The following is a 22,483-nucleotide window of genomic DNA, read 5'->3' on the forward strand; positions in this document are numbered from 1 at the left end:
GGGCATGATGACGTAGTGCCTCACGTACCGTCCGACCCGCCCCGACGCCCGTCCGCCAGCACTCCGACGCCCGCCGAGCGCGCGCAGGAGCTGCACCCCTCCCGCCGTCGGACCCGAGCCGACATCCGGCGGTGGCGCCGGCTGCTCGCCGACGAACGTGCCGAGGCAGCGGTCTATCGTGACCTCGCCGGGCGGCGCGCCGGCGAGGAGCGCGAGATCCTGCTCGCGCTCGCCCGCGCGGAGAAGAGACACGAGTCGCACTGGCTCGACCTCCTCGGCCCCGACGTCGGCACGCCGGTACGCGGGGACCTGCGCACGCGTGCGCTCGGGTTCCTCGCGCGCCGCTTCGGCGGCGTCTTCGTGCTCGCGCTCGCGCAGCGCGCCGAGGCCAGGTCGTCGTACGCGCACGACGCCGATGCCACGATGACCATGGCCGCCGACGAGCAGGTCCACGAAGAGGTGGTGCGCGCGCTGGCCACCAGAGGCCGGAACCGGCTCTCCGGCACGTTCCGTGCCGCGGTGTTCGGCGCGAACGACGGGCTCGTGTCGAACCTTGCGCTGGTGCTCGGCATCGGTGCGTCCGGTGTGGCGACGAGCACCGTGCTGCTGTCCGGGCTCGCCGGCCTCCTCGCGGGTGCGCTCTCGATGGGCGCGGGGGAGTTCGTGTCGGTGCGCTCGCAGCGCGAGCTGCTCGAGGCGTCGTCGCCGTCGGCCGAGGCCGACGCCGCGCTGCCGCACCTCGACGTCGACGCGAACGAGCTGGCACTCGTGTACCGCGCCCGGGGGATGAACATCGAGGACGCTACGGCGCACGCCGACGCGGTGCTCGCCAGGCTCGCGGTCACACCCACGGAGCAGCAGGGACCGCTCCTGCGGGTGCACGAGGCGCCGACCGAGGAGCGTGCGGCGGACCCCGCGGCCGACGTGGACGATCTCGAGACGCACGGGACCGCGTGGGGTGCGGCGCTCTCGTCCTTCTGCTTCTTCGCGTCGGGCGCGGTGGTTCCGGTGCTGCCCTATCTGCTCGGCCTCGACGGCCTCGCGGCAGTGGTCGTCGCCACGGCTCTTGTCGGGCTCGCGCTGCTGGTGACGGGCGCCGTCGTCGGGCTGCTGTCGGGTACCTCTCCGCTCACGCGGGCGCTGCGCCAGATCGCCATCGGCCTCGGGGCGGCGGGCGTCACCTATGTGCTCGGCCTCGTCTTCGGGGCCACTGTGGGGTGATTTGAGAGTTCACCCCCAGGGTCCTTCTACCGTGTTCCAATAGTGTGGATAAGCACGGGAAGGGCGAGATGGCGCGCCTCTCCTGACATGTCGCAGTTCCTAAGCACAAAAGTCGCGATCTGCAAACCGCAGGTCTGCAGTTGCCGATGTCTGGAACCCCCACCAGATTGAATGTGCATGCATCTCTGACAGCGGCCCGCCAGGGGCCGGAGAGCCGGGAGACCGATGTCGAAGGACGCGCTGACGAGCACGGGGGATCACCTCCGTCGTGCTGTCGCGCGCGCCGTCGGAACCGTGGCCCTCGGTGCGGCGGGCCTCGCGCTCGGCGTCACTCTCGCGGCCCCTTCGAGCGCCGCTGAACGCGGCCCGCTCGATGCCGTTCTCAGCGACACGGTCGAGGCGACGACGCAGACCGTCACGCGGACCACCGACCTGCTCGGGCTGACCAGGACCGTGGCCGGCCAGGCCACGGCGGACAGCCCCTCGGCGGCAACGGAGCCGCCCGCGCCGGAGCCGACCGCTCCCACGTCCGGCCAGGCCGCCGAGGCAGAGCCGCACGAGGCGCCCGCCGCTGTGACGGAGCCCGATGTCCCGGCACCGAAGCCGGCGCCCGAACCTGCCGGGACAGTGGCCGAGCCGGTCACGGGGACCGTCCAGGGTGCGGTCGAGACGGTCACCGGCGGCGTGCTGGAGCCGCTGACCGAGCCCGTCCGCGACGCGGTGACGAAGCCGGTGGGCGACGCGGTCACGCAGGTCACCAAGCCCGTCGCGCAGGTGACCGAGATCGTCGGGCAGGTCTCCGACCCGATCCTCGACCCGGTCCTCAAGCCGGTCACCGAGCAGGTCGGCGGGGTCGTCAAGCCGGTGACCGAGTCGCTCGCTCCCGTCACCGGCGGCCTGCTGACGCCCGTCGTCGACGTGGTCTCCCCGGTGACCGACATCGTGGGCGGCGTGACCACTCCGATCGTGGGGGCGCTCGAGCCCGTCACCGCCCCCGTCACCGATCTTCTCGACCCGGTCCTGACGCCGGTCGTCGAGGTCGTCGCTCCGATCGTCGAGCCGGTGGCTCCGATCCTCGAACCCCTGACTCCGATCGTCGAGCCGCTGACTCCGATCGTGGAGCCGACCGTTCCGGTGCCGGGTGTCGTGGTGCCGGAGCCTCCTGTCGCCGAGCCCTCGCGGCCGGGCGACCCAAGCACGGTGGTCCCGGCGGAGCAGGCCGAGGGCACCGAGTCGACGTACCCGGGGTCGCTGCAGGCTCCCGGTGACGTCGCAGTCGTGGTCTGGACCTCTGCGGGGGTCCAGCACGCGATGCTCGACCTGATGCAGGTGAGCGCCCCCGTCGGCGCCGCCGCATCGGCCGTGGCGCCGAGCGCCGCGACGGCGGACGTCGTCCACTCGGGCGGCGCCGGCCTTCTCGGCGCGGAGCTCCCGTTCGGCGCCGGTGGCGTCGGCAACGCGGTGGCCGCGGGTACCGCAGGCCTCCTCGGCGGCGGTGCACCCCAGCTCAAGGTGCCCGGCGGCGAGCTCCTCGCGGCGCTCTCCGCCCTGCTGGTCTTCCGGGCCCGCTCCTGGCGCGTCGCGACCGACGAGGCGCGCGCGAAGCTTTCGAGCAGCTACACGGATATCCCTGTCTCTCCTGCCTGACCTGGCTGGGCCGCGCCTTCGCGTGCGGCACCGCCCGACGGTGCATCTGCCGTCGGCTCCACGCCAGGCAAGGAGAGACCCATGGACAAAAACTTCCGACGCGTGCTCTACACGGCACTTGTTGCGGGCGGCCTCATGGTCGTCGGCGCTTCCTCCGCGCACGCCGCCGAGGAAGGTCTGGTGGATCCAGTCACTCAGGGAGCCATCGACTCGGTAGAGGAAGAGCCCGCCGCGCGCGGTGACCTCGACGCGGTCGAGAGCGCCCCGGCGGGCACAGGAGCCGATGCCGCGGACGCCGGTGCCGCTACCGATGACCATGGCCTGGTCGGCGACCTCGTCGGCCGCGAGGGCATCATCGGATCGCTCCTGGATGCCGACGTCGCAGGGGTTGTCGACGGGGCGCTGGGCGAGGACGGGCTGGTCGACGACCTGCTGACGGGTGGCGTCGACGAGCCTGGGACCGAGGAGCCGGGCACGGAGGAGCCGGGTACGGAAGAGCCTGGGACCGAGGAGCCTGGAACTGAGGAGCCCGGTACTGAGGAGCCCGGTACTGAGGAGCCTGGAACCGAGGAGCCTGGAACCGAGGAGCCCGGTACGGAAGAGCCTGGTACTGAGGAGCCCGGAACCGGCGGACCTGGAACCGATGGACCTGGAACCGACCGCCCCGGTACGGGCGGCTCCGGTACGGGCCGACCGGGTAGCGGTGGCGACGAGGGCGGTCCGCGCACCGAGCGTCCCGGCACCGGCGGGTATGGGACAGACGGTTCCGACGTCCCCACACCGGGAGCCGGATACGGCCAGATGACCGGCAGCGTCACGGTCGGAGGCGGGTATGGCACCAGCGTCGGCGCCAGCTCGACGTCCAGCGTCGACGACGACACGGCCGGGTCGGACACGGGCCGGGACCACCCCGGCGCGGGTGTCGACATCGGCTGGGGCGACCAGTCCGGCCCGGCCCCGCGGACCTACGAGGGAAGTTACCTCTCCGGGGGCCTGGGCGAGGACCTGAACGTCACCACAGAGCCCGAGGCGGAGGCGGAGGCGGCACCAGTCATGGTGCCTGACAGCACCGTCCCCGAGCCGGGCCACATGATCACGGGGCAGCTCTCGCTGATCTCGCTCCTTCTGGGGCTGGGGATCGCGGCGCTCCGAACGCGTCACCGATGAAGCGTGGCTAGACCACGCTTCGCCGGTTGACAACGATCCGGGCGCGGTCAGCGTTCATGAGCCATCACGGTGACTCATGACCGAGGGCCGATCAACACCCGGGTCGGCAGGTTCGTAGGGTCGGGGCGCCGCTGGGGGGCGCCCCGGCCCGCGGACCAGGACAGCACAGAGCGGGAGCTCGGGACATCGGGGGGTGTCTTGAGCGCCCGCTCTGTCGTCTGCGCGACGCCGTCCGCGCGAGGCTTAGTATCGGAGCACCATGCGCCATCTGCTCGCCGACACCACACCGTTGAAGGTGTCGGCCGACTACCGGCGGCTCTGGTTCGGGCTCTCGGTCTCGAACATCGGCACGCAGGTGACCATCGTCGCCGTCGGCCTGCAGATCTACGCCCTGACCGGATCGACGCTCGCCGTCGGTCTGCTGGGCCTGTTCTCTCTCGTCCCGCTCGTGGTGCTCGGCCTGTACGGCGGGGCGCTCGTGGACCACTACGACCGGCGCAAGGTGTCGCTGCTGTCGTCGCTGGTGCTGTGGGTGGTCGTGGCCGGCATCGCCGCGCAGGCGTGGTTCGAGCTGGAGTCGGTGCACCTGCTGTACGGGCTGGTCGCGGTGCAGAGCGCGGCCTTCGCCATCAACAACCCAGCACGGTCGGCCATCATCCCGCGGCTGCTCCCCAAGGAGCTCATGCCGGCGGCCAACGCGCTGATGACGCTCTCGTGGAACGTCGCGCTGACCGGCGGGCCGTTGATCGGCGCGCTGCTGGTCTCCCAGCTCGGCTACGCCTGGGCGTACACGCTCGACATGGTGCTGTTCCTCGCGGCGCTCTGGGCCGTGTTCCGGCTGCCGCCCGTGCCGCCCGAGGGCACCGAGCTCACCGCCGGGACCCTGAGCGGCAGGGGGCGGACGGGCGTCGTCGGGCTGCGCTCGGTGCTGGACGGCCTGCGCTACCTCGCGACCCAGCCCAACGTGCGCACGACCTTCCTCGTCGACATCTGCGCGATGGTCCTGTCGTTCCCGCGCGTCCTGTGGCCCGCTGCCGGCGTCATCTACCTCGGCGGCGGTGAGGCGACCACCGGCCTGCTCGCCGCGGCCTTCGCCGCCGGCGGCATCCTCGCGGGTGTGTTCTCCGGCGGGCTGACGCGCATCCGCAAGCAGGGGCAGGTGATCATCTGGGCCATCACCGCATGGGCCGTGTCGATCGCCGCCTTCGGGCTGGTCCTCGTGCTCGTGGGACGGGGCTCGCCGGACGGCCCGATCGTCTGGGCGGTCGTCGCGGCAGGGGTTGCGCTGGCCCTCGCCGGCGGGTCCGACAGCGTCTCGTCGGTGTTCCGGCAGAGCATCCTGCAGACAGCTACGCCCGATCACATGCGCGGGCGGCTGCAGGGAGTGTTCATCGTGGTGGTGGCCGGTGGACCACGTCTCGGGGAGATGGTCCTCGGGGCCGAGGCGACGTGGTTCGGCGAGGGCTGGGCGGCCGTCGTCGGCGGTCTCACGTGCCTGGTGCTCCTCTGGCTGATCGTCCGCCTGACGCCACGCTTCTGGCGCTACGACGCCCGCCACCCGGAACCCTGACCCAGCACTCAGCTGGGTAGCTCGGTGGTCAGTTCCTCGCTGCCGACTGCCGCCGGAGAGTTCGGCTCGCGGCGAGGGTCAGGAGCGTCGCGAACCAGCCCGCGCCGACCGTGACGAGGAAGCCCGCGGCCGCCCCCGCGTCGTCCACGCGTGCTCCGGCGATCGAGGCGCCCAGCGAGGTGCCGATGCCTATCGAGGTGCCCACCCAGGTCAGCGCTTCGGTGAGCTGGTGCTTGCCGACCATGTCCTGCACCAGACCGTTCCCGGTGATGACGGTCGGAGCGATGGCGAGCCCGGCCACGAACATCGCGGCGGCCAGCGTCCACAGCGAGTGCGCCAGGAGGACCAGGGAAACACCCAGGCCGAGCGCGGCCATGCCGAACACGAACCGGCGGGCAGCTGGGCTGGTGAAGTGCCGAGCGCCGTAGGCGAGCCCGGCGACCAGCGAACCCAGCGCGAAGACCGCCAGGACGACCCCGGACAGGCCCTTGCTGCCCAGCTCCTCGGCGAACGCCACCGTGGTGACCTCCACGGAGCCGAAGATGACGCCCATGGCCACGAAGATCAGCACCATCACGGGCATGCCGGGGATCAGGACGACCGGGCGGTGCCGTGCCTCGGCGTCGGGCACCACGACCGGCGGCTCCGTCGCCCGCTGCACCACGAAGAGCAGGCCGCCCACCAGCGCCGCCACCCCGGCGAGCACCAGGGCCGACGGCGCCGCGACCGCCGTCGCGAGCGTCGTGGCGAGCACAGGGCCCACTATGTAGACCAGCTCGTCGATCGAGGACTCCAGCGAGTACGCGGTGTGCAGACGACGCGGGTCGTCGAGCGCATGGTTCCAGCGCGCCCGGACCATCGAGCCGTAGGAACCCTGGCTGCCGCCGGCGAGCACGGCGAACAGCCACAGCACCCACTCGGGCGCGCCGAGCACGGCGGCCGTGACGAGGCCGCCCAGGCCGATCACCGACACGACGAGCGCGGGCAGCAGGACCGTCCGCTGACCGCGCCGGTCGACCCAGCGCGCGAGCTGCGGGGCGAGGAACGCCTGCGCCAGCCCCAGGACCGCCGCGACCCGGCCCGCCATGGCGTAGCTGTCGTACAAACCCTGCACCATCAGGACGGCGCCGATCCCGACCATCGACATCGGCAGGCGGGCGAGCGCTCCGGCCGCGGAGAACCTGAGCGTCCCGGGGGTGCGGAGCACCGCTGCGTAGGGATTGGAACGGGGTGAGGCAGCAGTCTGTGGCACGGGTCGAGTGTCCCACCGGCCACTGACACTGGTCCGGCTGTTTCTGGTGGGCGGCCGGGTTCCGCCGAGCGGCGAGCAGGGGTGGCAGGCGGCGGTCCCGATGGCACACGATTGCCCCCATGACCGATGAACCACTGGTGACAGTTGCCGACAATCCCGAGAAGTCACGTTTCGAGGTGAGCGTGGACGGAGCTCTGGCAGGCTTCGCCGCCTACGAGATCGACAGCGGTGCCGTCGTCTTCGTGCACACCGAGGTGTTCGAGGAGTACGAGGGCCGTGGCTTGGCCGGGCAGCTCGCGAAGGCCTCGCTCGGCATGGTGCGCGAGGCGGGCGGGAAGGTCATCGCGCTGTGCCCCTACATCCGCTCCTACGTGAAGAAGCACGCACCCGAGTACGACGACCTGCTGCGCCAGCCGGCGGCGGACTGAGGCATGTGGGTCGAGCCCCGCGGTGGGTGAAAGTAAATTTCGCAATCTCGATCGCGCTGCAAACTTCACATCCGGCGCGACATGTGCGAGAGTTTCCTCACGGCGCCGCCCGGTGGCATTGTTCGTCACCTCAGTGTTTCCCGGATCGGCGCCGGCCAACTTAGCAGGGCGACAACACAACACGACGCACCACGGCACCAACCCCCAGCAGCCATTACCGGAGGTCAAGTACGTGAGGCACCCCGTCCGCCGCGAGGCGACACACATGCCCGCCTATGCGCGCACCACGTCGCTTCCGCCGGCAAGGCTGTCGGGGGTGATGTCGGGGATCGGGCGCCGTGAGTTCCTCACGATGGCGACGGCGGGTACGGCGGCAGCCGCGATCAGCGTCACCATCGCGGCGCTCGACCCGGCCACGGCACTCGGTGCTCCTGCCATGACGGGTAACGCCACGCCCGAACCGTCGTCGGCCCTGAGCCTGAAGCGCGAGCTGCGTGCCATGTGGATCGCTTCGGTGGCCAACATCGACTGGCCTTCGACGAGCGGGCTCGACGCCGCGACGCAGCAGGCCGAGTTCCTGCACTGGCTCGACGTCGCGGAGGAGAACCGGCTGAACGCCGTGTTCGTGCAGGTGCGGCCGACGGCCGACGCGTTGTACGACAGCCCGTACGAGCCGTGGTCCCAGTACCTCACCGGTACGCAGGGCCAGGACCCGGGCTACGATCCGCTCGCGTTCATGGTCGAGGAGGCGCACAAGCGCAACATCGAGCTGCACGCCTGGTTCAACCCATACCGCGTGTCGATGCAGACCGACCCGGCCCAGCTGGTCGCCGACCACCCGGCGCGGCAGCACCCGGACTGGGTGTGGGCGTACGGCGGCAAGCTCTACTTCGACCCGGGCATCCCGGAGGCGGCGGAGCATATTCAGCGCGCGATCCTGCATGCGGTCGAGAGCTACGACATCGACGGCGTCCACTTCGACGACTACTTCTACCCGTACCCGGTGGCCGGCCAGACGCTGCCCGACGCCGCGACGTACGAGCAGTACGGCGAGGACTTCGACTCCATCGAGGACTGGCGCCGCGGGAACGTGGACCGTTTCGTCGAGACGATGAGCTCCCGGATCAAGGCGGCCAAGCCCTGGGTGAAGTTCGGGATCAGCCCGTTCGGCATCTGGCGGAACTCCGGCACCGACCCGCTGGGTTCGGACACCAGGGGCTCCCAGTCGTACGACGACCAGTTCGCTGACACCCGCAAGTGGGTGCTCGAGGGCTGGCTCGACTACGTCAACCCGCAGATCTACTGGCAGATCGGCCTTGCGGTCGCCGACTACGCGGCTCTCGTCCCGTGGTGGGCGGAGGTCGCCGCGCGGTCCGGCACGCAGCTCTACATCGGCGAGGGCCTGTACAAGATGACGAGCGGGGTCTTCACGGACCCGGCCGAGATGACCAACCACATCGACCTGTGCCGAGAGGTCAGCCGGGACGTCGGGCCGATCCACGGCAACGTCTACTACTCGGCCAAGCACGTGCCGCTCGACGCACAGGGCGGGATGTCGAAGGTCGTCGCGGACCACTACCAGAGCCCGGCCCTGGTGCCGCCGATGCCGCACCTGCCCGCGGAGCCCGTCATCGCGCCGGTCCTCGCGAACGTCCGCAGGGCGCGCGACGGCGTCCGGATCCATGTGGCGGACATCGGTACCAGGTCCGCCAGGGCCACGTCGTTCGCGGTGTACCGCGTGACCGGGACCGTCGGCTCCGTGGACGTCGACGACCCCGCGCACCTCATCGGGACGTTTCGCTCGGTGGGTGGGCGCGTCCAGTCGTGGCTCGACACGTCTGCCGCATCCGGTACCGACTACACCTACGTCGTCACCGCGCTGGACCGGGTCTGGAACGAGACCGGGCCGAGCCGCCCACGCGGCACCCGATAGGCGCCGTCCCACCGGGTGGGCCCCCTCCCGGGCCCCCGGTGAGCCGACCCTCAGCGCTCGACAGGTAGCCCGGCGCCCTGCCACGCGACGATGCCGCCGTCGAGGTTGGTCGCCTCGAAGCCCACCACTTCGTTGAGCCACTGCGTGGCGCGTGCGGAGCGTCCGCCGGAGTGGCACATGACCAGGACCTGGGCGTCGGCGTCCAGCTCGCCGTACCGCGCGGGCAGGTCGCCGAGCGGGATGTGCACGGCGCCGGGGGCGTGGCCGGCGTCCCACTCGTCCTGCTCGCGGACGTCCAGGAGCACGGACCCGTCGGGCACGGGAGAGGTCGGGTCGAGCTCGGTGGGGTGGACCGAGGGAACCTCGGGCAGCATCGGCTGGAACATGCCTCCAGCCTACGACGGCGCCGCCGGCGCTCCGGCGGCGACGGACCTGCCCGGTACCTGGCAGTATCGGCTGCATGGATGCGCGTGCCGGAACTCCCGCCCAGCCCAGCGACCTCATCGACGTCGACCAGGTGGTGGGCGCCTACTACGACCTCTCGCCGGACCCTGACGACCCCGGGCAGCAGGTGGCGTTCGGCACCTCGGGCCACCGCGGGTCGAGCCTGGACCACGCCTTCAACGAGGCGCACATCGTCGCGATCACGGCCGCGATCGTGGAGTACCGACGTGGCCAGGGCACCGACGGGCCCCTGTTCATCGGCCGTGACACGCACGCGCTGTCCCAGCCTGCCTGGCAGACGGCGCTGGAGGTGCTCGCAGCCGCAGGCGTCGATGTCATGGTCGATGCTCGCGACTCCTGGACGCCGACCCCCGCCGTCAGCCAGTCGATCCTGCTGCACAACCAGACGCGGTTCGCCGAGGGGACGCCTGGCCTCGCGGCCGCCGGCGCCGGCCTCGCGGACGGGATAGTGGTGACGCCGTCGCACAACCCGCCCCGGGACGGCGGGTTCAAGTACAACCCGCCGCACGGTGGGCCTGCCGGCTCCGACGCGACCGGGTGGATAGCGGACCGGGCCAACGAGATCCTGCGCACCGGCGTCGGGCAGGTGAAGCGCGTGTCCCTGGACGCCGCGCTGGCCTCCGACACGACGCACCGCCACGACTTCCTGTCGTCGTACGTGGACGACCTGGCGAGCGTGCTGGACCTGGACATCATCCGCGCGTCCGGCGTGCGGATCGGCGCCGATCCCCTGGGCGGGGCGTCCGTCGAGTACTGGGGCGCCATCGCCGAGCGGTACGACCTCGACCTGACGGTCGTGAACCCGCAGGTCGACCCCCGCTGGGCGTTCATGACGCTCGACTGGGACGGCAAGATTCGCATGGACTGCAGCTCCCCCTACGCGATGGCGTCGCTGGTGGAGAAGATGAGCGGGACCGGCGTCGGCGGCCAGGTGCCCTTCGACATCGCCACCGGGAACGACGCCGACTCGGACCGGCACGGCATCGTCACGGCCGATGGCCTCATGAACCCCAACCACTTCCTCGCGGTCGCCATCGAGTACCTCTACGGCGGGAATCGGCCGAGCTGGCCCAGCGATGCGGCGATCGGTAAGACCCTCGTCTCGTCGGCGCTCATCGACCGGGTAGCGGGCGGGCTGAACCGGCGACTCCTCGAGGTTCCGGTCGGCTTCAAGTGGTTCGTCCCGGGCCTGCTGTCGGGCGAGGTCGGGTTCGGCGGCGAGGAGTCCGCCGGCGCCTCGTTCCTGCGCAAGGACGGGCGTGTCTGGTCCACGGACAAGGACGGGATCCTGCTCGCTCTGCTCGCCTCGGAGATTCTGGCGGCGACGGGTAAGTCACCTTCCGAGCACCACGCCGCGCAGGTCGAGCGCTTCGGGACAAGCTGGTACGCCCGGGTCGACGCCGCCGCCACACGCGAGCAGAAGGCCCGGCTCGGCGCGCTGTCGCCGTCGGACGTCACCTCCACCACGCTCGCCGGGCAGGAGATCACGGCGAAGCTCACGGAGGCGCCCGGCAACGGCGCGAAGATCGGCGGGCTGAAGGTCACGACGGCGGACGCCTGGTTCGCCGCGCGGCCGAGCGGCACCGAGGACGTGTACAAGATCTACGCGGAGTCGTTCGTGTCCGCCGAGCACCTCACCGAGGTGCAGGAGGCCGCGAAGACCCTGGTGGACGAGGCCCTCGCCTGACCAGGTCCCCTCGTCGATCGAGGCCCTCTTTGTTGGCCGAGGTCTCTTCGTTCGTCGAGCTCGGCGGGACCCAAGTCCTGCCGAGCTCGACCAACGCCTAAACGATTCGCGTGCTACCGGGGCAGCCTGGTGCTTCCTAGCGTCACAGGGGTACACCTCGGCCGGACGGCCGGGCTGAACCCGACCGAACGGAGAGCGCCATGTCTCGCGTACGACGTCGTACCCGAACGGCGGCCCTGGCCGCTGCCCTCGCCCTCATGACCACCGGCACCATCGCGGTATCGCAGAGCGCCACGGCCGGCGTGACCAGCCTCGGGGCATCCCCTGCGGCGGCGGACCTCTATGTGGACCCCACCACCCAGGCGTACGCCGCCTGGCAGACGGCGAGCGGGACGAACAAGGATCTGCTCGCCAAGATCGCCCTGACGCCGCAGTCGTACTGGGTGGGCGACTGGGCCGGCGCCGACCAGACCCGCCAGCAGGTCGCGGACTACACGGGCCGTGCGGCGGCCGCCGGGCAGACCGGCGTGCTGACCGTGTACGCGATCCCGGGCCGCGACTGCGGCAATCACTCGGGCGGTGGGGTGCCCGAGAGCGAGTACGCGCGGTGGGTGGACACGGTGGCCTCCGGGATCGTGGGCAACCCGGTAGTGGTCCTCGAACCGGACGCGCTGGCTCAGCTCGGCGACTGCAACGGCCAGGGTGACCGCGTCGGCTACCTGCGGTACGCGGCGGCATCGCTGGCCGACGCCGGTGCGCGCGTCTACATCGACGCCGGGCACTCCGGGTGGCTCAGCGCGAGCGAGGCCGCGCGGCGGCTGCAGCTCATCGGTTTCACGGACGCCGTCGGCTTCGCGCTCAACACGTCGAACTACCAGACGACGGCGAACACCCAGGCCTACGCCGAACAGGTGTCATCGCAGGTGGGCGGTCGGCCGTATGTGATAGACACGTCGCGCAACGGCAACGGCTCCAACGGGGAGTGGTGCAACCCGCGCGGTCGCGCCCTCGGTGAGCGGCCCCGGTTCGTGAATGACGGCACCGCTCTCGATGCGCTGCTGTGGGTCAAGCTGCCGGGCGAGTCGGACGGCGCGTGCAACGGCGGCCCCGCGGCCGGGCAGTGGTGGCAGGAGATCGCACTGGAGCTCGCGGCGAACGCCCACTGGTGAGCGGCGCGCTCAGTCGGTGGTCGTCACCAGGAGGTTGACGAGCTCGGTCAGGACGGCGGTGTCGGGTGCGGCATCGCCGTCCTCCGGCGTGGGGTTCGCGGCCACGGCGGCGCGGGCCGACGACTCGTAGATGCTGAGCAAGAGGTCCACGGCTGTGCGTTCGCCGACCTTGAACCGCAGGCCGCAGCTGTCCAGGATCCGGCTGATCGCCGCACCCAGCTCCGCGCGGAGCCTCTCCTCCTGGGCGAGGAACGGGCGACCGACCGCGGGGTCCCGCATCGCAAGCAGCTCCAGCTCGGCGCGCATCAGCGCCCACTGCCGTGCGTCACCCGGATCCGTGACCACGACCGAGAGGATGCTGCGGATCGCGTCGTAGTCCACGGCGCCGTCGCGGACGAGATCCGGCTCCAGATCCTTGCCCACGGTATCCAGCGAGGTGAGCTGCCTGCGCATCGCCCGTTCGGCGAGCGCGAGGAACAGCTCCTCCTTGCTGTTGAAGTTCGAGTAGAAGGCACCGCGGGTGAACCCGGCGGCCTCGCACACGGCCTCGATGGACGCGCCACGGATGCCGTGGCGCGCGAAGACGGTGAAGGCGGCGTCGAGCAGACGCTCGCGGGTCCGTTCGCGGCGGGGGGTCAGGGCCGCCGCGAACGCACGCTCGACGGACGACCCGGGGCCGTCGTCGCCTACACGCTCAGATGTCACAGAAGCTCCTTGGGGTGTCAAGTGACCAGTCTATCAATACATCGGTGTATTGGATGCACCGATGTATCGGATACAGTGGTGCATCGAACCGCCTTCGTCGTTCCCGCCTCTCCCCTGGAGCCTGCGTGTCCTCCGTTCTCTATTCACTCGGCCGCTGGGCCGTCCGCGCTCGTCGGCTCGTCGTCGCGGGATGGGTCGTCGTGCTCCTCCTCGTGGGCGGCGCCGCCGGCCTGCTCCAGCAGGGCCTCGACAACGCGGTGACGATCCCTGGCACCGAGTCGCAGAATGCGCTCGACCGCCTCGCGACGACGTTCCCGCAGGTCAGCGGCGCTTCTGCCCAGGTGATAGTGGTCGCGCCCGAGGGTGGGTCCATCAAGGACGAGCCGATGCGGGCGGCCATCACCGACGGTGTCGAGGCGCTCGAGGACGTGTCACAGGTCGAGGTGGTCACCTCGCCGTACGACAAGCAGATGCCGGCGTCGATCTCCGACGACGAGCAGGCCACGCTCCTCACGATCCAGCTCGACGGTGATCAGGGGTCCATCACCGACGCGACCAAGGACGCGCTGCACGAGGAGGCAGACGCGCTCGCGCAGGCCCTGCCCGATGGTGCGCAGGCGCAGCTGGGTGGGCAGCTGTTCTCGTCGGAGCTCCCCAAGATGACGCTCACCGAGGGCATCGGCCTGCTGGTCGCGCTCGTGGTGCTGGTGCTGACGCTCGGCTCCCTCGTGGCCGCGGGCCTGCCGCTGCTCAACGCTCTCCTCGGCGTCGTCATCTCGATGGCGCTGTTGTTCGCGGCCACCGCGCTCGGCCCGATCAACTCGACCACGCCGCTCCTGGCGGTGATGCTCGGCCTGGCGGTCGGTATCGACTACGCGCTGTTCATCGTGTCCAGGCACCGTGAACAGCTCGGCACGGGGCTCGGGGCCGACGAGTCGATCGCCCGGGCGACGGGGACCGCGGGCTCCGCGGTCGTGTTCGCCGGCCTGACCGTGATGATCGCGCTGATCGGCCTCGGTGTGGCGGGTATCCCGTTCCTCACCACCATGGGGGTGGCGGCTGCGGTGACGGTGGGCATCACCGTGCTGGTGTCGCTCACACTGCTGCCTGCGCTGCTCGGGTTCGCGGGGGAGCGGCTGCGCCCCAAGCCGTCACGGCGCGCCCGGCGGGCTGCCGCCGAGGCGGCCGCTGCCGCCGTCGCGGCAGGCGACGAGGCCGAGGTGACCCGCCATCGCGCGGACGTCGTGACCGCACCGGAGCAGAAGCCGAACCGCTTCTTCGCCGGCTGGGTCCGGCTCGTGACCAAGGTCCCCGCGCTGACCGTCGTGCTGGTCATCGTCGCCATGGGAGCGCTCAGCTTCCCCGCGACGGACCTGCGCCTCGCGCTCCCGGACGCGGGCGTGATGGCAAAGGAGGACCCGGCGCGCGTGACGTACGACCTGGTCTCCGAGCACTTCGGTGACGGCTTCAACGGACCGCTGATCGTCACCGGCTCCATCGTGACCAGCACCGACCCCGTAGCGCTGATGAACGACCTCGGGGCGGAGATCGAGGACCTGCCGGGTGTGGCCGACGTACCGCTGGCGACACCGAACCAGACGGCGGACACCGGCATCATCCAGGTGATCCCCGAGGGTGGCCCGACGTCCGCCGCGACCGAGGACCTGGTGCGCGAGATCCGCGCGCAGCACGACCACTTCCTCGACGAGTACGGCGTGGACCTCTCCGTCACCGGTTTCACGGCGGTCGGTATCGACGTGTCGGACAAGCTCGGTGCCGCCCTGCTGCCGTTCGCCCTGGTCGTCGTCGGCCTGTCGCTGATCCTGCTGACCATGGTGTTCCGCTCGATCGCGGTGCCTCTCAAGGCGACCATCGGCTACCTGTTCTCCGTGGGCGCGGCGTTCGGTGTCGTCTCGCTCGTGTTCGAGCACGGCGTCTTCGGGGAGGCGCTCAACGTGACCCGCTCCGGGCCGGTCATCAGCTTCATGCCGATCGTGCTCATGGGCATCCTGTTCGGGCTCGCCATGGACTACGAGGTCTTCCTCGTGTCCCGCATGCGCGAGGACTTCGTGCACGGCGGCAGCGCCAAGCACGCGATCATCACCGGGTTCCAGAGCTCGGCGAAGGTCGTCACGGCGGCGGCGATCATCATGATCGCGGTCTTCGTGGCGTTCGTCCCGCACGGCGACATGAACATCAAACCGATCGCCCTGGGCCTCGCCGTCGGTGTGGCCGTCGACGCCTTCGTCGTGCGCATGGTCTTCGTCCCGGCGGTGCTCGCGCTGCTGGGAGAGAAGGCCTGGTACATGCCGAAGTGGCTCGACCGGGTGCTGCCGTCGTTCGACGTCGAGGGTGAGGGTCTGACCCGCGAGCTGTCGCTCACGGACTGGCCCGAGCCGGGTGCCACCGACGCGGTGGCCACCGGAGACCTCGAGGTCAGCAGCCGGTCGGGCCTGATCGTCGGCCCGGTGAGCGTGCGGGTGCCCGACGGCGGCACGCTGCTCGTCCGCGGTGACGCCACCGCGCCGGTCAGCGCCTTCCTGCTCGCGGTGTCCGGCCGGCTCCGCGTGACGGGGGGCGTGGCGAAGACCGCCGGGCTGGTGCTGCCCGAGCGAGCGTCGTCCGTGCGGCACAACGTGGCCGTCATCGACTCGGCCGCCGAGGGCGGACACCCCGCCGAGGCGGTCCGCCGCGCCCTGCGGGACAAGCCTCGGGTGCTCGTCGTGGATGCCACCGAGACGGTGGGCGACCTGACGGCACGGGCCGAGCTGGCGCAGGCGGTGGCCGGCGCGCAGCGTGCGGGCGTCGCGGTGCTGCTCGGCTCGACGGGTTCAGCGGCGAGCGACCTCGCGCCGTCCGGCACCCCGGTGCTGGACGTCAGTGCGGGCGCGCGCGCCGATTCCTCCACTACAGAACGTGACCAGCCACGTGACCAGCCGACCAACATGACAGAGCAGGAGGTGCGGGCATGAGCACCGCAACGAGATGGCTGCGGCCCGAGCCGTTCCGCAACCCGTGGCGCGCAGTCGCCGTGGCGCTTCTACCGCTGATGATCCTGGGGCTGCTGATCTCCGCCCTGTGGAACCCGCAGGACCGGCTGGACACCGTCAAGGCAGCGATAGTGAACCTCGACGAGCCGGTGAAGGTGAACGGTCAGACCGTTCCGCTCGGCCGTCAGCTCGCCGCGGGTCTGGTGAGCGGCGGTGAGACCGCGGACGCCAAGGCCGGAGAGGCGGCGGCGGTGCCCGCGTCGGACGCGAGCTACGACTGGCAGATCACGGACGAGGCGGGCGCGGCCGACGGCCTCGCCGACGGTACGTACGCCGCGGTCGTGACCATCCCCGAGGGCTTCTCGGCCGCGGCCACGTCGTTCGGCGGCGACGACCCGACGAAGGCGCGCCAGGCCACCATCGACGTCGCGACCCCGGCCAACGGCCGTGTGCTCGACGACGCCCTCGCGCAGATCGTGGCGCAGACCGCTACCGGTGTGCTCGGCAGCACCCTCACCGAGACCTATGTGGACAACGTCCTCGTCGGCTTCTCGACGCTCTCGGAGGAGCTGGGCAAGGCCGCCGACGGCGCCGACCAGCTCGCCGACGGCGCGAACGAGGCGGGCAAGGGCGCAGAGAAGCTCGCGAACGGTGCCGGCGAACTCGCCAATGGTGCGAACAAGGCTGGTGATGGCGCGAAGGAGCTGGCCGACGGCGCGCACGAGGTTGCCGGAGGTGTGAACGAGGCCGGGAACGGCGCGAAGGAGCTGGCCGACGGAGCTCACCAGACCGCAGCCGGCATGGCCGGGGTTGGCCAGGGAGCGAGCGGCCTGGCTGGTGGGGCCGGCCAGTGGGCCGCTGGAGCGAACCAGTGGTCCGCGGGTGCCGATCAGCTATCCAGTGGCGTTGCCGGTCTGACCTCGGGGGCCGCGGGGCTCGCGGACGGGGCCGGACACGTCGCGGACGGCGTGGGGCAGAGCGCTGATGGCGCACGGGATCTGGCTGGTGGTGCCGCTCAGCTTGCGGGCGGGGTCTCCGCTCTGTCCGGCGGCGCTCATGATCTGGCTGCCGGCGCGGACCAGCTGGCCGCGGGTGCCGTGGGCGCGGCGGACGGTGCCGGGGAGCTCGCGGGCGTGGCAACAGGTGTCTCGTCGGACGCGAAGGGTCTGCTGGCGGATGCCAAGCAGATCTGCGCGGACGCCGAGGTCGCCCTCCAAATTCCCGAGTTCTGTGCCGGCCTCGTGGAGTACGAAGGGCTTCCCGCAACCACGGATGCCGTTAGGAACGGCCTTCTGGCAATGTCGGACAAGACGAGTGCGCAGAGCCTTTACGGGCTCGCTAACGGTGCGTCCAGGCTCTCTGGTGGTGCCGACGAGCTCGCCCAGGGCGCCGAGCAGTTGGCGGGTGGCGCGAACAAGCTCTCGACAGGCAACCAACAGCTCGCAGCCGGACTCGGTCAGCTGGAGTCTGGCTCCGTCCGGCTCGCTTCCGGGGCGACAGAGCTGGCCGGTGGTTCCTCGCGGCTGGCCTCGGGTGTCTCCGGTCTTGCGGACGGGGCCAACGAGCTCTCCGCCGGGGCCGGTGGTATCTCCTCCGGCGCGACACGAATCGCCGACGGCGCTGGTCGGCTAGCCGTGGGTTCGGACCGAATCGCGACGGGCGCGGATGGCCTGGCCGACGGCGTCAGCAAGCTGGGAGCGGGTTCGACCCGGATTGCGACCGGCGTGGACGGCCTGGCCACCGGCGTCGGCAAGCTGGGTACGGGCACCGATCAGATCGCGACAGGTGTCGACGGCCTGGCCACCGGCGTCGGTGAGCTGGCCAGCGGCGCGAAGGACCTGTCGAACGGTCTTGGGCAGGCCACCGAGGAGATTCCGTCCTACACGGAGCACGAGCGCAAGTCACTCGCCTCCGTGGTGGCCGACCCGGTCGCCACCGATGGCGAGGTCACCGACCTCGACACCGGCGCGACCGGACCGATGTTCGCGGTCCTTGCGCTCTGGCTCGGCGCGCTCGCGCTGATGATCGTGTTCTCGCCGGTTCCGCTGCACGCCCGTGGGTCGACCCGCGGCGCGCTGCGGCTCACGCTCGAGACGTTCGCCCTCCCTGCGGCGGTCGGACTAGTCACCGGCCTCGCGGCGGGCGCCGTCCTGGCCGGGATCGAGGATCTCGACGCCGGCGGATGGGCGGCGACCATGGGCGTCGGCGCACTGGTCTCGATCGCCTTCGTCGCGGTCAACCAGGCGCTCGCAGCGGCGCTCGGACAGGTCGGGCGGGGGATCAGCCTGCTGATCGCTGTGCTCGTCATCGCGACGGGTGTCGTGTCGACGGTTCCGGGGGTGCTCGAAGGCCTGGCGGCGTTCCTGCCGGTCGGTCCCGCGATCGTCGGGCTGGGCCGCCTCGTCGAACCGGGTACGGGAAGCGTCGGCCTGGTGGTCGCCTCGGTGGTCCTGTGGGCCATCGCCGGGCTCGCGGTGACGACGATCACGGTGGCGCGACAGCGCACGGTCCGGGTCGCGGAGCTGCTCCGAACGGCCTGACTCCGGCCACGAGGCCCACGTAGAACCCTGGCGAAGTAGAACTGGGGCGAGATGGAACCGCAGCATCTACGGTTCCATCTCGCCCCAGTTCTACTTCGCCAGAGCTCTATCTCGGCTGGGCTCGGCGGAGGCGTTGCGCCGTGTCCGGCCACGGGACGTGCACCCGCTTGGTGGGCTCCAGCGCCTTGGACAGGAAAGCGTCGCGCAGCACTATTCCTTCGGGCGAGAGCTCGATGACCGTGAGCTCAGGACCCTCGCCGTCGAGCGCCCAGTACTCCGCCAGCTCGCCCAGGCCGCGTTCGAGCACGAGCTCCTCGGCCGCGTGATAGTCGTGTGCCTCGCCGACGGCATGCCCGAGGCGGTTGCGGGGGATCACGTCGGCGTAGTCGTCGGTCAGCGGTTCGAGGTAGCCAACGGTCTCGCCGTCCTCCCGCGTGACGGCGAGCCAGGTGTCGACAGGTGCGATCTCGGGCATCGTCATGGCCCGACCATACGATCGACCCTTGTCTCGGAGCGCGCTGTTTTCCGCCGCTGTCTCGGCTCGTCGAAGAGCGTCCGAGCGTGAGACGACCATGCACCTGCTGCCAGGCCGCGCGAGAAGCTGGCAGCAGGTGCATGGTCGATCTCGGCCCTGAGCCGACAGTCAGTCGAAGTACGCGGGCACGTCGACGGCGCCGCCCTCCTCGGCGAACTCCGCGTGCACCGCGGCCCGCAGCCCGGCGTCGTACAGGTAGTCCAGGGCCGTCGACGCGAGCCCGGCCGCACTGTCGACCGCAGCGGACACCGCTGCAGGGGTTGCCGCCGCGGCGGCGAACTCGGCGGTGTGCAGTGCGACGTCCGGGGTCGAGACCTGCACCAGAGGGTGGATCCCGGGTAGGCGAAACGAGATGTTGCCGAAGTCGGTCGACGCCGCGAGCGTCTCCGAGAGCACACCGGCGGGCAGCGGGTCACGCCCACGGCGACGCTGAGCCGCGACCCACCGGTCGGTGAGCCGTCGGTTGGTGCGTACGGGCAGGCTCGGGTGTGCGCCGTCGTCCCAGGTGATCTCGACATCTGTGCCCGTCATGCGGGCGGCGCCGTACGCGATGTCGTCCAGGCGGCGCGACAGGTCGCGCAAGGTGTCCGCGTACTTGGACCGGGCGTACAGGTGCACGACCGCCCGCTCCGTGATGATGCTCGGCCGGGTGCCGCCCTCCGCGATCGTCGCGTGCACCCGGTCCACCGGCGGCATCTGCTGCCGCAGCAGGCCGATGCCCTGGTAGGCCAGGCTGGCGGCGTCCAGAGCGTTGCGGCCCATGTACGGCTGGGCGGAGGCGTGCGCGGGCCGGCCCGTGAAGGTCCAGGTCAGCAGACGGCGACCGAGCCAGACCTGATCGGCGACGTCGAGCCCGTACGGGTGCACCATGATCGCGGCATCGATGCCTTCGAGTGCCCCGTTCCGGGCCAGGACCTCCTTGCCCGTGTGCCCCTCCTCCGCGGGTGTGCCGAGCAGCACCACCCGTCCGGCGGGCGCATCGCCGGAGATCATGACCTCGTGCAGGGCGAGGAACGCCCCGACGCCGGACGCCGCGATGACGTTGTGGCCGCAGGCGTGACCGATGCCGGGCAGCGCGTCGTACTCCGCGCAGATCGCGATGGTCGGTCCGGCGGGATCGCCGACCTCAGCCCGGAACGCCGTCGGCACCCCGTGGGCGCCCGGCTCCGCCTCGACGCCGTGCCGGGCCAGCGCCTCGATCAGCGTCGCCGCACTGCGGTGCTCCTCGAAGGCGGTCTCGGGGTGCTCGTGCAGCCGCCGCACGATCTCGGCGAGCTCCGGTTCCAGCCGCTCGGCCGCCCGCTCGATCGTTGAGTGGAGCGCGGCGGGCGCACCGCCGTCGGGCAGCGCAGCGTCCTGCCCACCGACGGCGTCAGTGCCACCTGCGGGTGCCACGCCGGCCAGCGCCTCCCGCCGCCCGGCGGTCTCGGCGACCAGGTGGTCGAGATAGGCGGTGCTGGGCGGGGTGGAGCGGCTCATCCAGCCATCGTATGGAAGGTGTCCGTGCTCAGCCGTGGGTCAGGCTCTACCTACCTGGCTGAGACTGCGGTTCCGCTCCGGGCGGGTGCCTCGTTCCTCGGCCCCCACCCTGCGCTGCACCTCCGCCTCAGTCCAGGTAGTCCTTCACCAGCTGCTCGGCCAGCCCCGTGTACGTGGCGGGGGTCAGCGCGGCGAGGCGGGCGGCGACGTCGTCCGGCAGGCCGAGGCCCGCGACGAACTCGCGCATGCGCGCGCCGTCCACGCGCTGGCCGCGGGTGAGGTCCTTGAGGCGCTCGTACGGGTTCTCCATACCGGGCACGCCCGCGACCGAGGCCGCGCGCATCGCGGACTGGACGGGCTCACCCAGCACCTCCCAGTTGGCGTCGAGATCCTCGCGCAGCAGGGTCTCGTTCACGGCGAGCCGGTCCAGGCCGCGCGAGACGTTGTCGATCGCGAGCAGGCTGTGCCCGAACGCAGGGCCGATGTTCCGCTGCGTCGTCGAGTCGGTGAGGTCGCGCTGCAGGCGGCTCGTCACGAGCGTCGCCGAGAGCGTGTCCAGGAGCGAGCACGAGATCTCGAGGTTGGCCTCGGCGTTCTCGAACCGGATCGGGTTCACCTTGTGCGGCATCGTGGACGAGCCGGTGGCCCCCTCGACCGGGATCTGCGTGAAGAACCCGAGCGAGATGTACGTCCACACGTCGGTCGCGAGGTTGTGCAGGATCCGGTTGAAGCGCGCGACGTCGGCGTAGACCTCTGCCTGCCAGTCGTGCGACTCGATCTGCGTGGTCAGCGGGTTCCAGTCCAGCCCGAGGCCCTCGACGAACGCCTTCGACACGGCGGGCCAGTCGGCGGTCGGGACGGCGACCGTGTGCGCGCCGTAGGTACCGGTCGCGCCGTTCAGCTTGCCCAGGAACTCGGCGCCCTCGATGCGGCGCAGCTGACGGCGCAGGCGGTGCGCCAGCACGGCGAGCTCCTTGCCCAGGGTGGACGGCGTCGCCGGCTGGCCGTGCGTCCTCGACAGCAGCGGGGCCGCCGCGTGCTCGCGCGCCATGCCCGCGAGCTGGTCGACGACGGCGGTCGCGGCCGGGAGCCAGGCGTCGCGGACCGCGCCCCGCACCATCAGCGCGTACGACAGGTTGTTGATGTCCTCGCTGGTGCAGGCGAAGTGCACGAGCTCGCTCGCCGCTGGGAGGCTGGTCGTGCCCAGGACCTCGGGCGCTACGGCGATGCGGCGCTTGATGAAGTACTCGACGGCCTTGACGTCGTGCACCGTCTCGCGCTCGATCTCGGCCAGCTCGGCGATCTCGTCCGCGCCGAACGTGGCGGGGATCGCGCGGAGGTAGTCGATCTCCTGCGCGGACAGGGTCGGTGCGCCGGGGACCACCGGTGCCGCGATGCCGGACGCGCCGTTGCACAGCGTGATGAGCCACTCCACCTCGACGTGGATGCGCTCCCGGTTCAGCGCGGCCTCGCTCAGGTGGTCGACGAGCGGGGCGACAGCCTTGCGATACCGGCCGTCGAGCGGTCCGAGCGCGATGGCCGGGCTCACCTCCGCGAGGGTCACGCGGGTGGCGGGGCTGGTCAGGCTGGCGGCGGGCGCGGTCGTCTCAGGCACGTTCTCCATTCTCCCACGCGAGATCCGTGGGGGGCCCGCACAGACCCGCAGGACGGCGCCGCACCGCTGCGAGCCCGACC

The 22,483-nt window shown here is 71.2% G+C and carries 16 protein-coding genes; 10 read left to right on the plus strand and 6 right to left on the minus strand.

All coding sequences use genetic code 11. From position 1 onward, the window contains the following. The first annotated feature begins 90 nt into the window (after positions 1-90). The 4 genes from AB0I32_RS17670 (at position 91) to AB0I32_RS17685 (ending at position 5,605) form a co-directional block, all read left to right on the plus strand. Positions 91-1,221, plus strand: a complete 1,131-nt coding sequence (locus AB0I32_RS17670) for a VIT1/CCC1 family protein (RefSeq protein WP_357508395.1) — start codon at positions 91-93, stop codon at positions 1,219-1,221. A gap of 225 nt (positions 1,222-1,446) precedes the next feature. Further along, positions 1,447-2,868: a hypothetical protein gene (locus AB0I32_RS17675; protein WP_357508285.1), complete on the plus strand. Its 1,422-nt coding sequence runs from the start codon at positions 1,447-1,449 to the stop codon at positions 2,866-2,868. An 81-nt stretch (positions 2,869-2,949) separates the two neighbouring features. Beyond that, a complete protein-coding gene (locus tag AB0I32_RS17680; protein ID WP_357508287.1) occupies positions 2,950-4,035 on the plus strand; it encodes a hypothetical protein in 1,086 nt (361 codons plus the stop codon). A 259-nt stretch (positions 4,036-4,294) separates the two neighbouring features. Beyond that, complete coding sequence (locus tag AB0I32_RS17685; protein ID WP_357508289.1) at positions 4,295-5,605, plus strand: MFS transporter; 1,311 nt, start codon at positions 4,295-4,297, stop codon at positions 5,603-5,605. A gap of 28 nt (positions 5,606-5,633) precedes the next feature. Here the strand turns inward: AB0I32_RS17685 and AB0I32_RS17690 are convergent, their stop codons facing one another. Next, a complete protein-coding gene (locus AB0I32_RS17690; protein WP_357508291.1) occupies positions 5,634-6,857 on the minus strand; it encodes an MFS transporter in 1,224 nt (407 codons plus the stop codon). Positions 6,858-6,976: 119 nt separating this feature from the next. On the opposite strand from AB0I32_RS17690, the gene AB0I32_RS17695 reads away from it, so the two are divergent. Next, positions 6,977-7,285 carry a GNAT family N-acetyltransferase gene (locus tag AB0I32_RS17695; protein WP_357508293.1) on the plus strand — a complete coding sequence of 103 codons (309 nt, stop codon included), beginning with the start codon at positions 6,977-6,979 and terminating at the stop codon, positions 7,283-7,285. A gap of 232 nt (positions 7,286-7,517) precedes the next feature. Further along, entirely contained in the window at positions 7,518-9,218 is a 1,701-nt protein-coding gene (locus AB0I32_RS17700; RefSeq protein WP_357508295.1) for a family 10 glycosylhydrolase, read from the plus strand. Positions 9,219-9,268: 50 nt separating this feature from the next. Here the strand turns inward: AB0I32_RS17700 and AB0I32_RS17705 are convergent, their stop codons facing one another. Next, positions 9,269-9,604, minus strand: a complete 336-nt coding sequence (locus AB0I32_RS17705; RefSeq protein ID WP_357508297.1) for a rhodanese-like domain-containing protein — start codon at positions 9,602-9,604, stop codon at positions 9,269-9,271. Between the two features lie 74 nt (positions 9,605-9,678). Between AB0I32_RS17705 and pgm the strand changes: the two genes are divergently transcribed. Both pgm and AB0I32_RS17715 read left to right on the plus strand, forming a co-directional pair. After that, a complete protein-coding gene (gene pgm / locus AB0I32_RS17710) occupies positions 9,679-11,370 on the plus strand; it encodes a phosphoglucomutase (alpha-D-glucose-1,6-bisphosphate-dependent) (protein ID WP_357508299.1) in 1,692 nt (563 codons plus the stop codon). A gap of 200 nt (positions 11,371-11,570) precedes the next feature. Next, complete coding sequence (locus AB0I32_RS17715) at positions 11,571-12,539, plus strand: glycoside hydrolase family 6 protein (protein WP_357508301.1); 969 nt, start codon at positions 11,571-11,573, stop codon at positions 12,537-12,539. A gap of 9 nt (positions 12,540-12,548) precedes the next feature. Here the strand turns inward: AB0I32_RS17715 and AB0I32_RS17720 are convergent, their stop codons facing one another. Beyond that, positions 12,549-13,244, minus strand: coding sequence for a helix-turn-helix domain-containing protein (locus AB0I32_RS17720; RefSeq protein WP_357508303.1), 696 nt, complete (start codon positions 13,242-13,244; stop codon positions 12,549-12,551). A gap of 125 nt (positions 13,245-13,369) precedes the next feature. Between AB0I32_RS17720 and AB0I32_RS17725 the strand changes: the two genes are divergently transcribed. Together AB0I32_RS17725 and AB0I32_RS17730 are read left to right on the plus strand one after the other, a co-directional pair. Then, a complete protein-coding gene (locus AB0I32_RS17725) occupies positions 13,370-16,216 on the plus strand; it encodes an MMPL family transporter (protein WP_357508305.1) in 2,847 nt (948 codons plus the stop codon). Further along, the gene (locus AB0I32_RS17730) at positions 16,213-18,774 is read left to right on the plus strand and encodes a YhgE/Pip domain-containing protein (RefSeq protein ID WP_357508307.1); all 2,562 of its coding nucleotides are present in this window, start codon (positions 16,213-16,215) and stop codon (positions 18,772-18,774) included. Before AB0I32_RS17725 ends, AB0I32_RS17730 begins: the two co-directional genes overlap by 4 nt. Positions 18,775-18,880: 106 nt before the next feature. On the opposite strand, the gene AB0I32_RS17735 is transcribed toward AB0I32_RS17730, so the two are convergent. The 3 genes from AB0I32_RS17735 to purB form a co-directional block, all read right to left on the minus strand. After that, positions 18,881-19,255 carry a hypothetical protein gene (locus AB0I32_RS17735; RefSeq protein ID WP_357508309.1) on the minus strand — a complete coding sequence of 125 codons (375 nt, stop codon included), beginning with the start codon at positions 19,253-19,255 and terminating at the stop codon, positions 18,881-18,883. Between the two features lie 162 nt (positions 19,256-19,417). Further along, entirely contained in the window at positions 19,418-20,788 is a 1,371-nt protein-coding gene (locus AB0I32_RS17740) for a M20 family metallopeptidase (RefSeq protein ID WP_357508311.1), read from the minus strand. 127 nt (positions 20,789-20,915) lie between these two features. Beyond that, the gene (gene purB, locus AB0I32_RS17745; RefSeq protein ID WP_357508313.1) at positions 20,916-22,412 is read right to left on the minus strand and encodes an adenylosuccinate lyase; all 1,497 of its coding nucleotides are present in this window, start codon (positions 22,410-22,412) and stop codon (positions 20,916-20,918) included. Positions 22,413-22,483: the final 71 nt, after the last annotated feature.

This window comes from Promicromonospora sp. NPDC050249, from assembly GCF_040656015.1.
GTDB lineage: Bacteria > Actinomycetota > Actinomycetes > Actinomycetales > Cellulomonadaceae > Promicromonospora.

Bases quoted from the DNA above. Each gene is read 5' to 3' on its own strand.
- purB (WP_357508313.1), bottom strand. From the start codon at position 22,412: ATGGAGAACGTGCCTGAGACGACCGCGCCCGCCGCCAGCCTGACCAGC.
- pgm (WP_357508299.1), top strand. From the start codon at position 9,679: ATGGATGCGCGTGCCGGAACTCCCGCCCAGCCCAGCGACCTCATCGAC.
- AB0I32_RS17680 (WP_357508287.1), top strand. From the start codon at position 2,950: ATGGACAAAAACTTCCGACGCGTGCTCTACACGGCACTTGTTGCGGGC.
- AB0I32_RS17675 (WP_357508285.1), top strand. From the start codon at position 1,447: ATGTCGAAGGACGCGCTGACGAGCACGGGGGATCACCTCCGTCGTGCT.
- AB0I32_RS17705 (WP_357508297.1), bottom strand. From the start codon at position 9,604: ATGTTCCAGCCGATGCTGCCCGAGGTTCCCTCGGTCCACCCCACCGAG.
- AB0I32_RS17735 (WP_357508309.1), bottom strand. From the start codon at position 19,255: ATGACGATGCCCGAGATCGCACCTGTCGACACCTGGCTCGCCGTCACG.
- AB0I32_RS17730 (WP_357508307.1), top strand. From the start codon at position 16,213: ATGAGCACCGCAACGAGATGGCTGCGGCCCGAGCCGTTCCGCAACCCG.
- AB0I32_RS17740 (WP_357508311.1), bottom strand. From the start codon at position 20,788: ATGAGCCGCTCCACCCCGCCCAGCACCGCCTATCTCGACCACCTGGTC.
- AB0I32_RS17715 (WP_357508301.1), top strand. From the start codon at position 11,571: ATGTCTCGCGTACGACGTCGTACCCGAACGGCGGCCCTGGCCGCTGCC.
- AB0I32_RS17685 (WP_357508289.1), top strand. From the start codon at position 4,295: ATGCGCCATCTGCTCGCCGACACCACACCGTTGAAGGTGTCGGCCGAC.
- AB0I32_RS17695 (WP_357508293.1), top strand. From the start codon at position 6,977: ATGACCGATGAACCACTGGTGACAGTTGCCGACAATCCCGAGAAGTCA.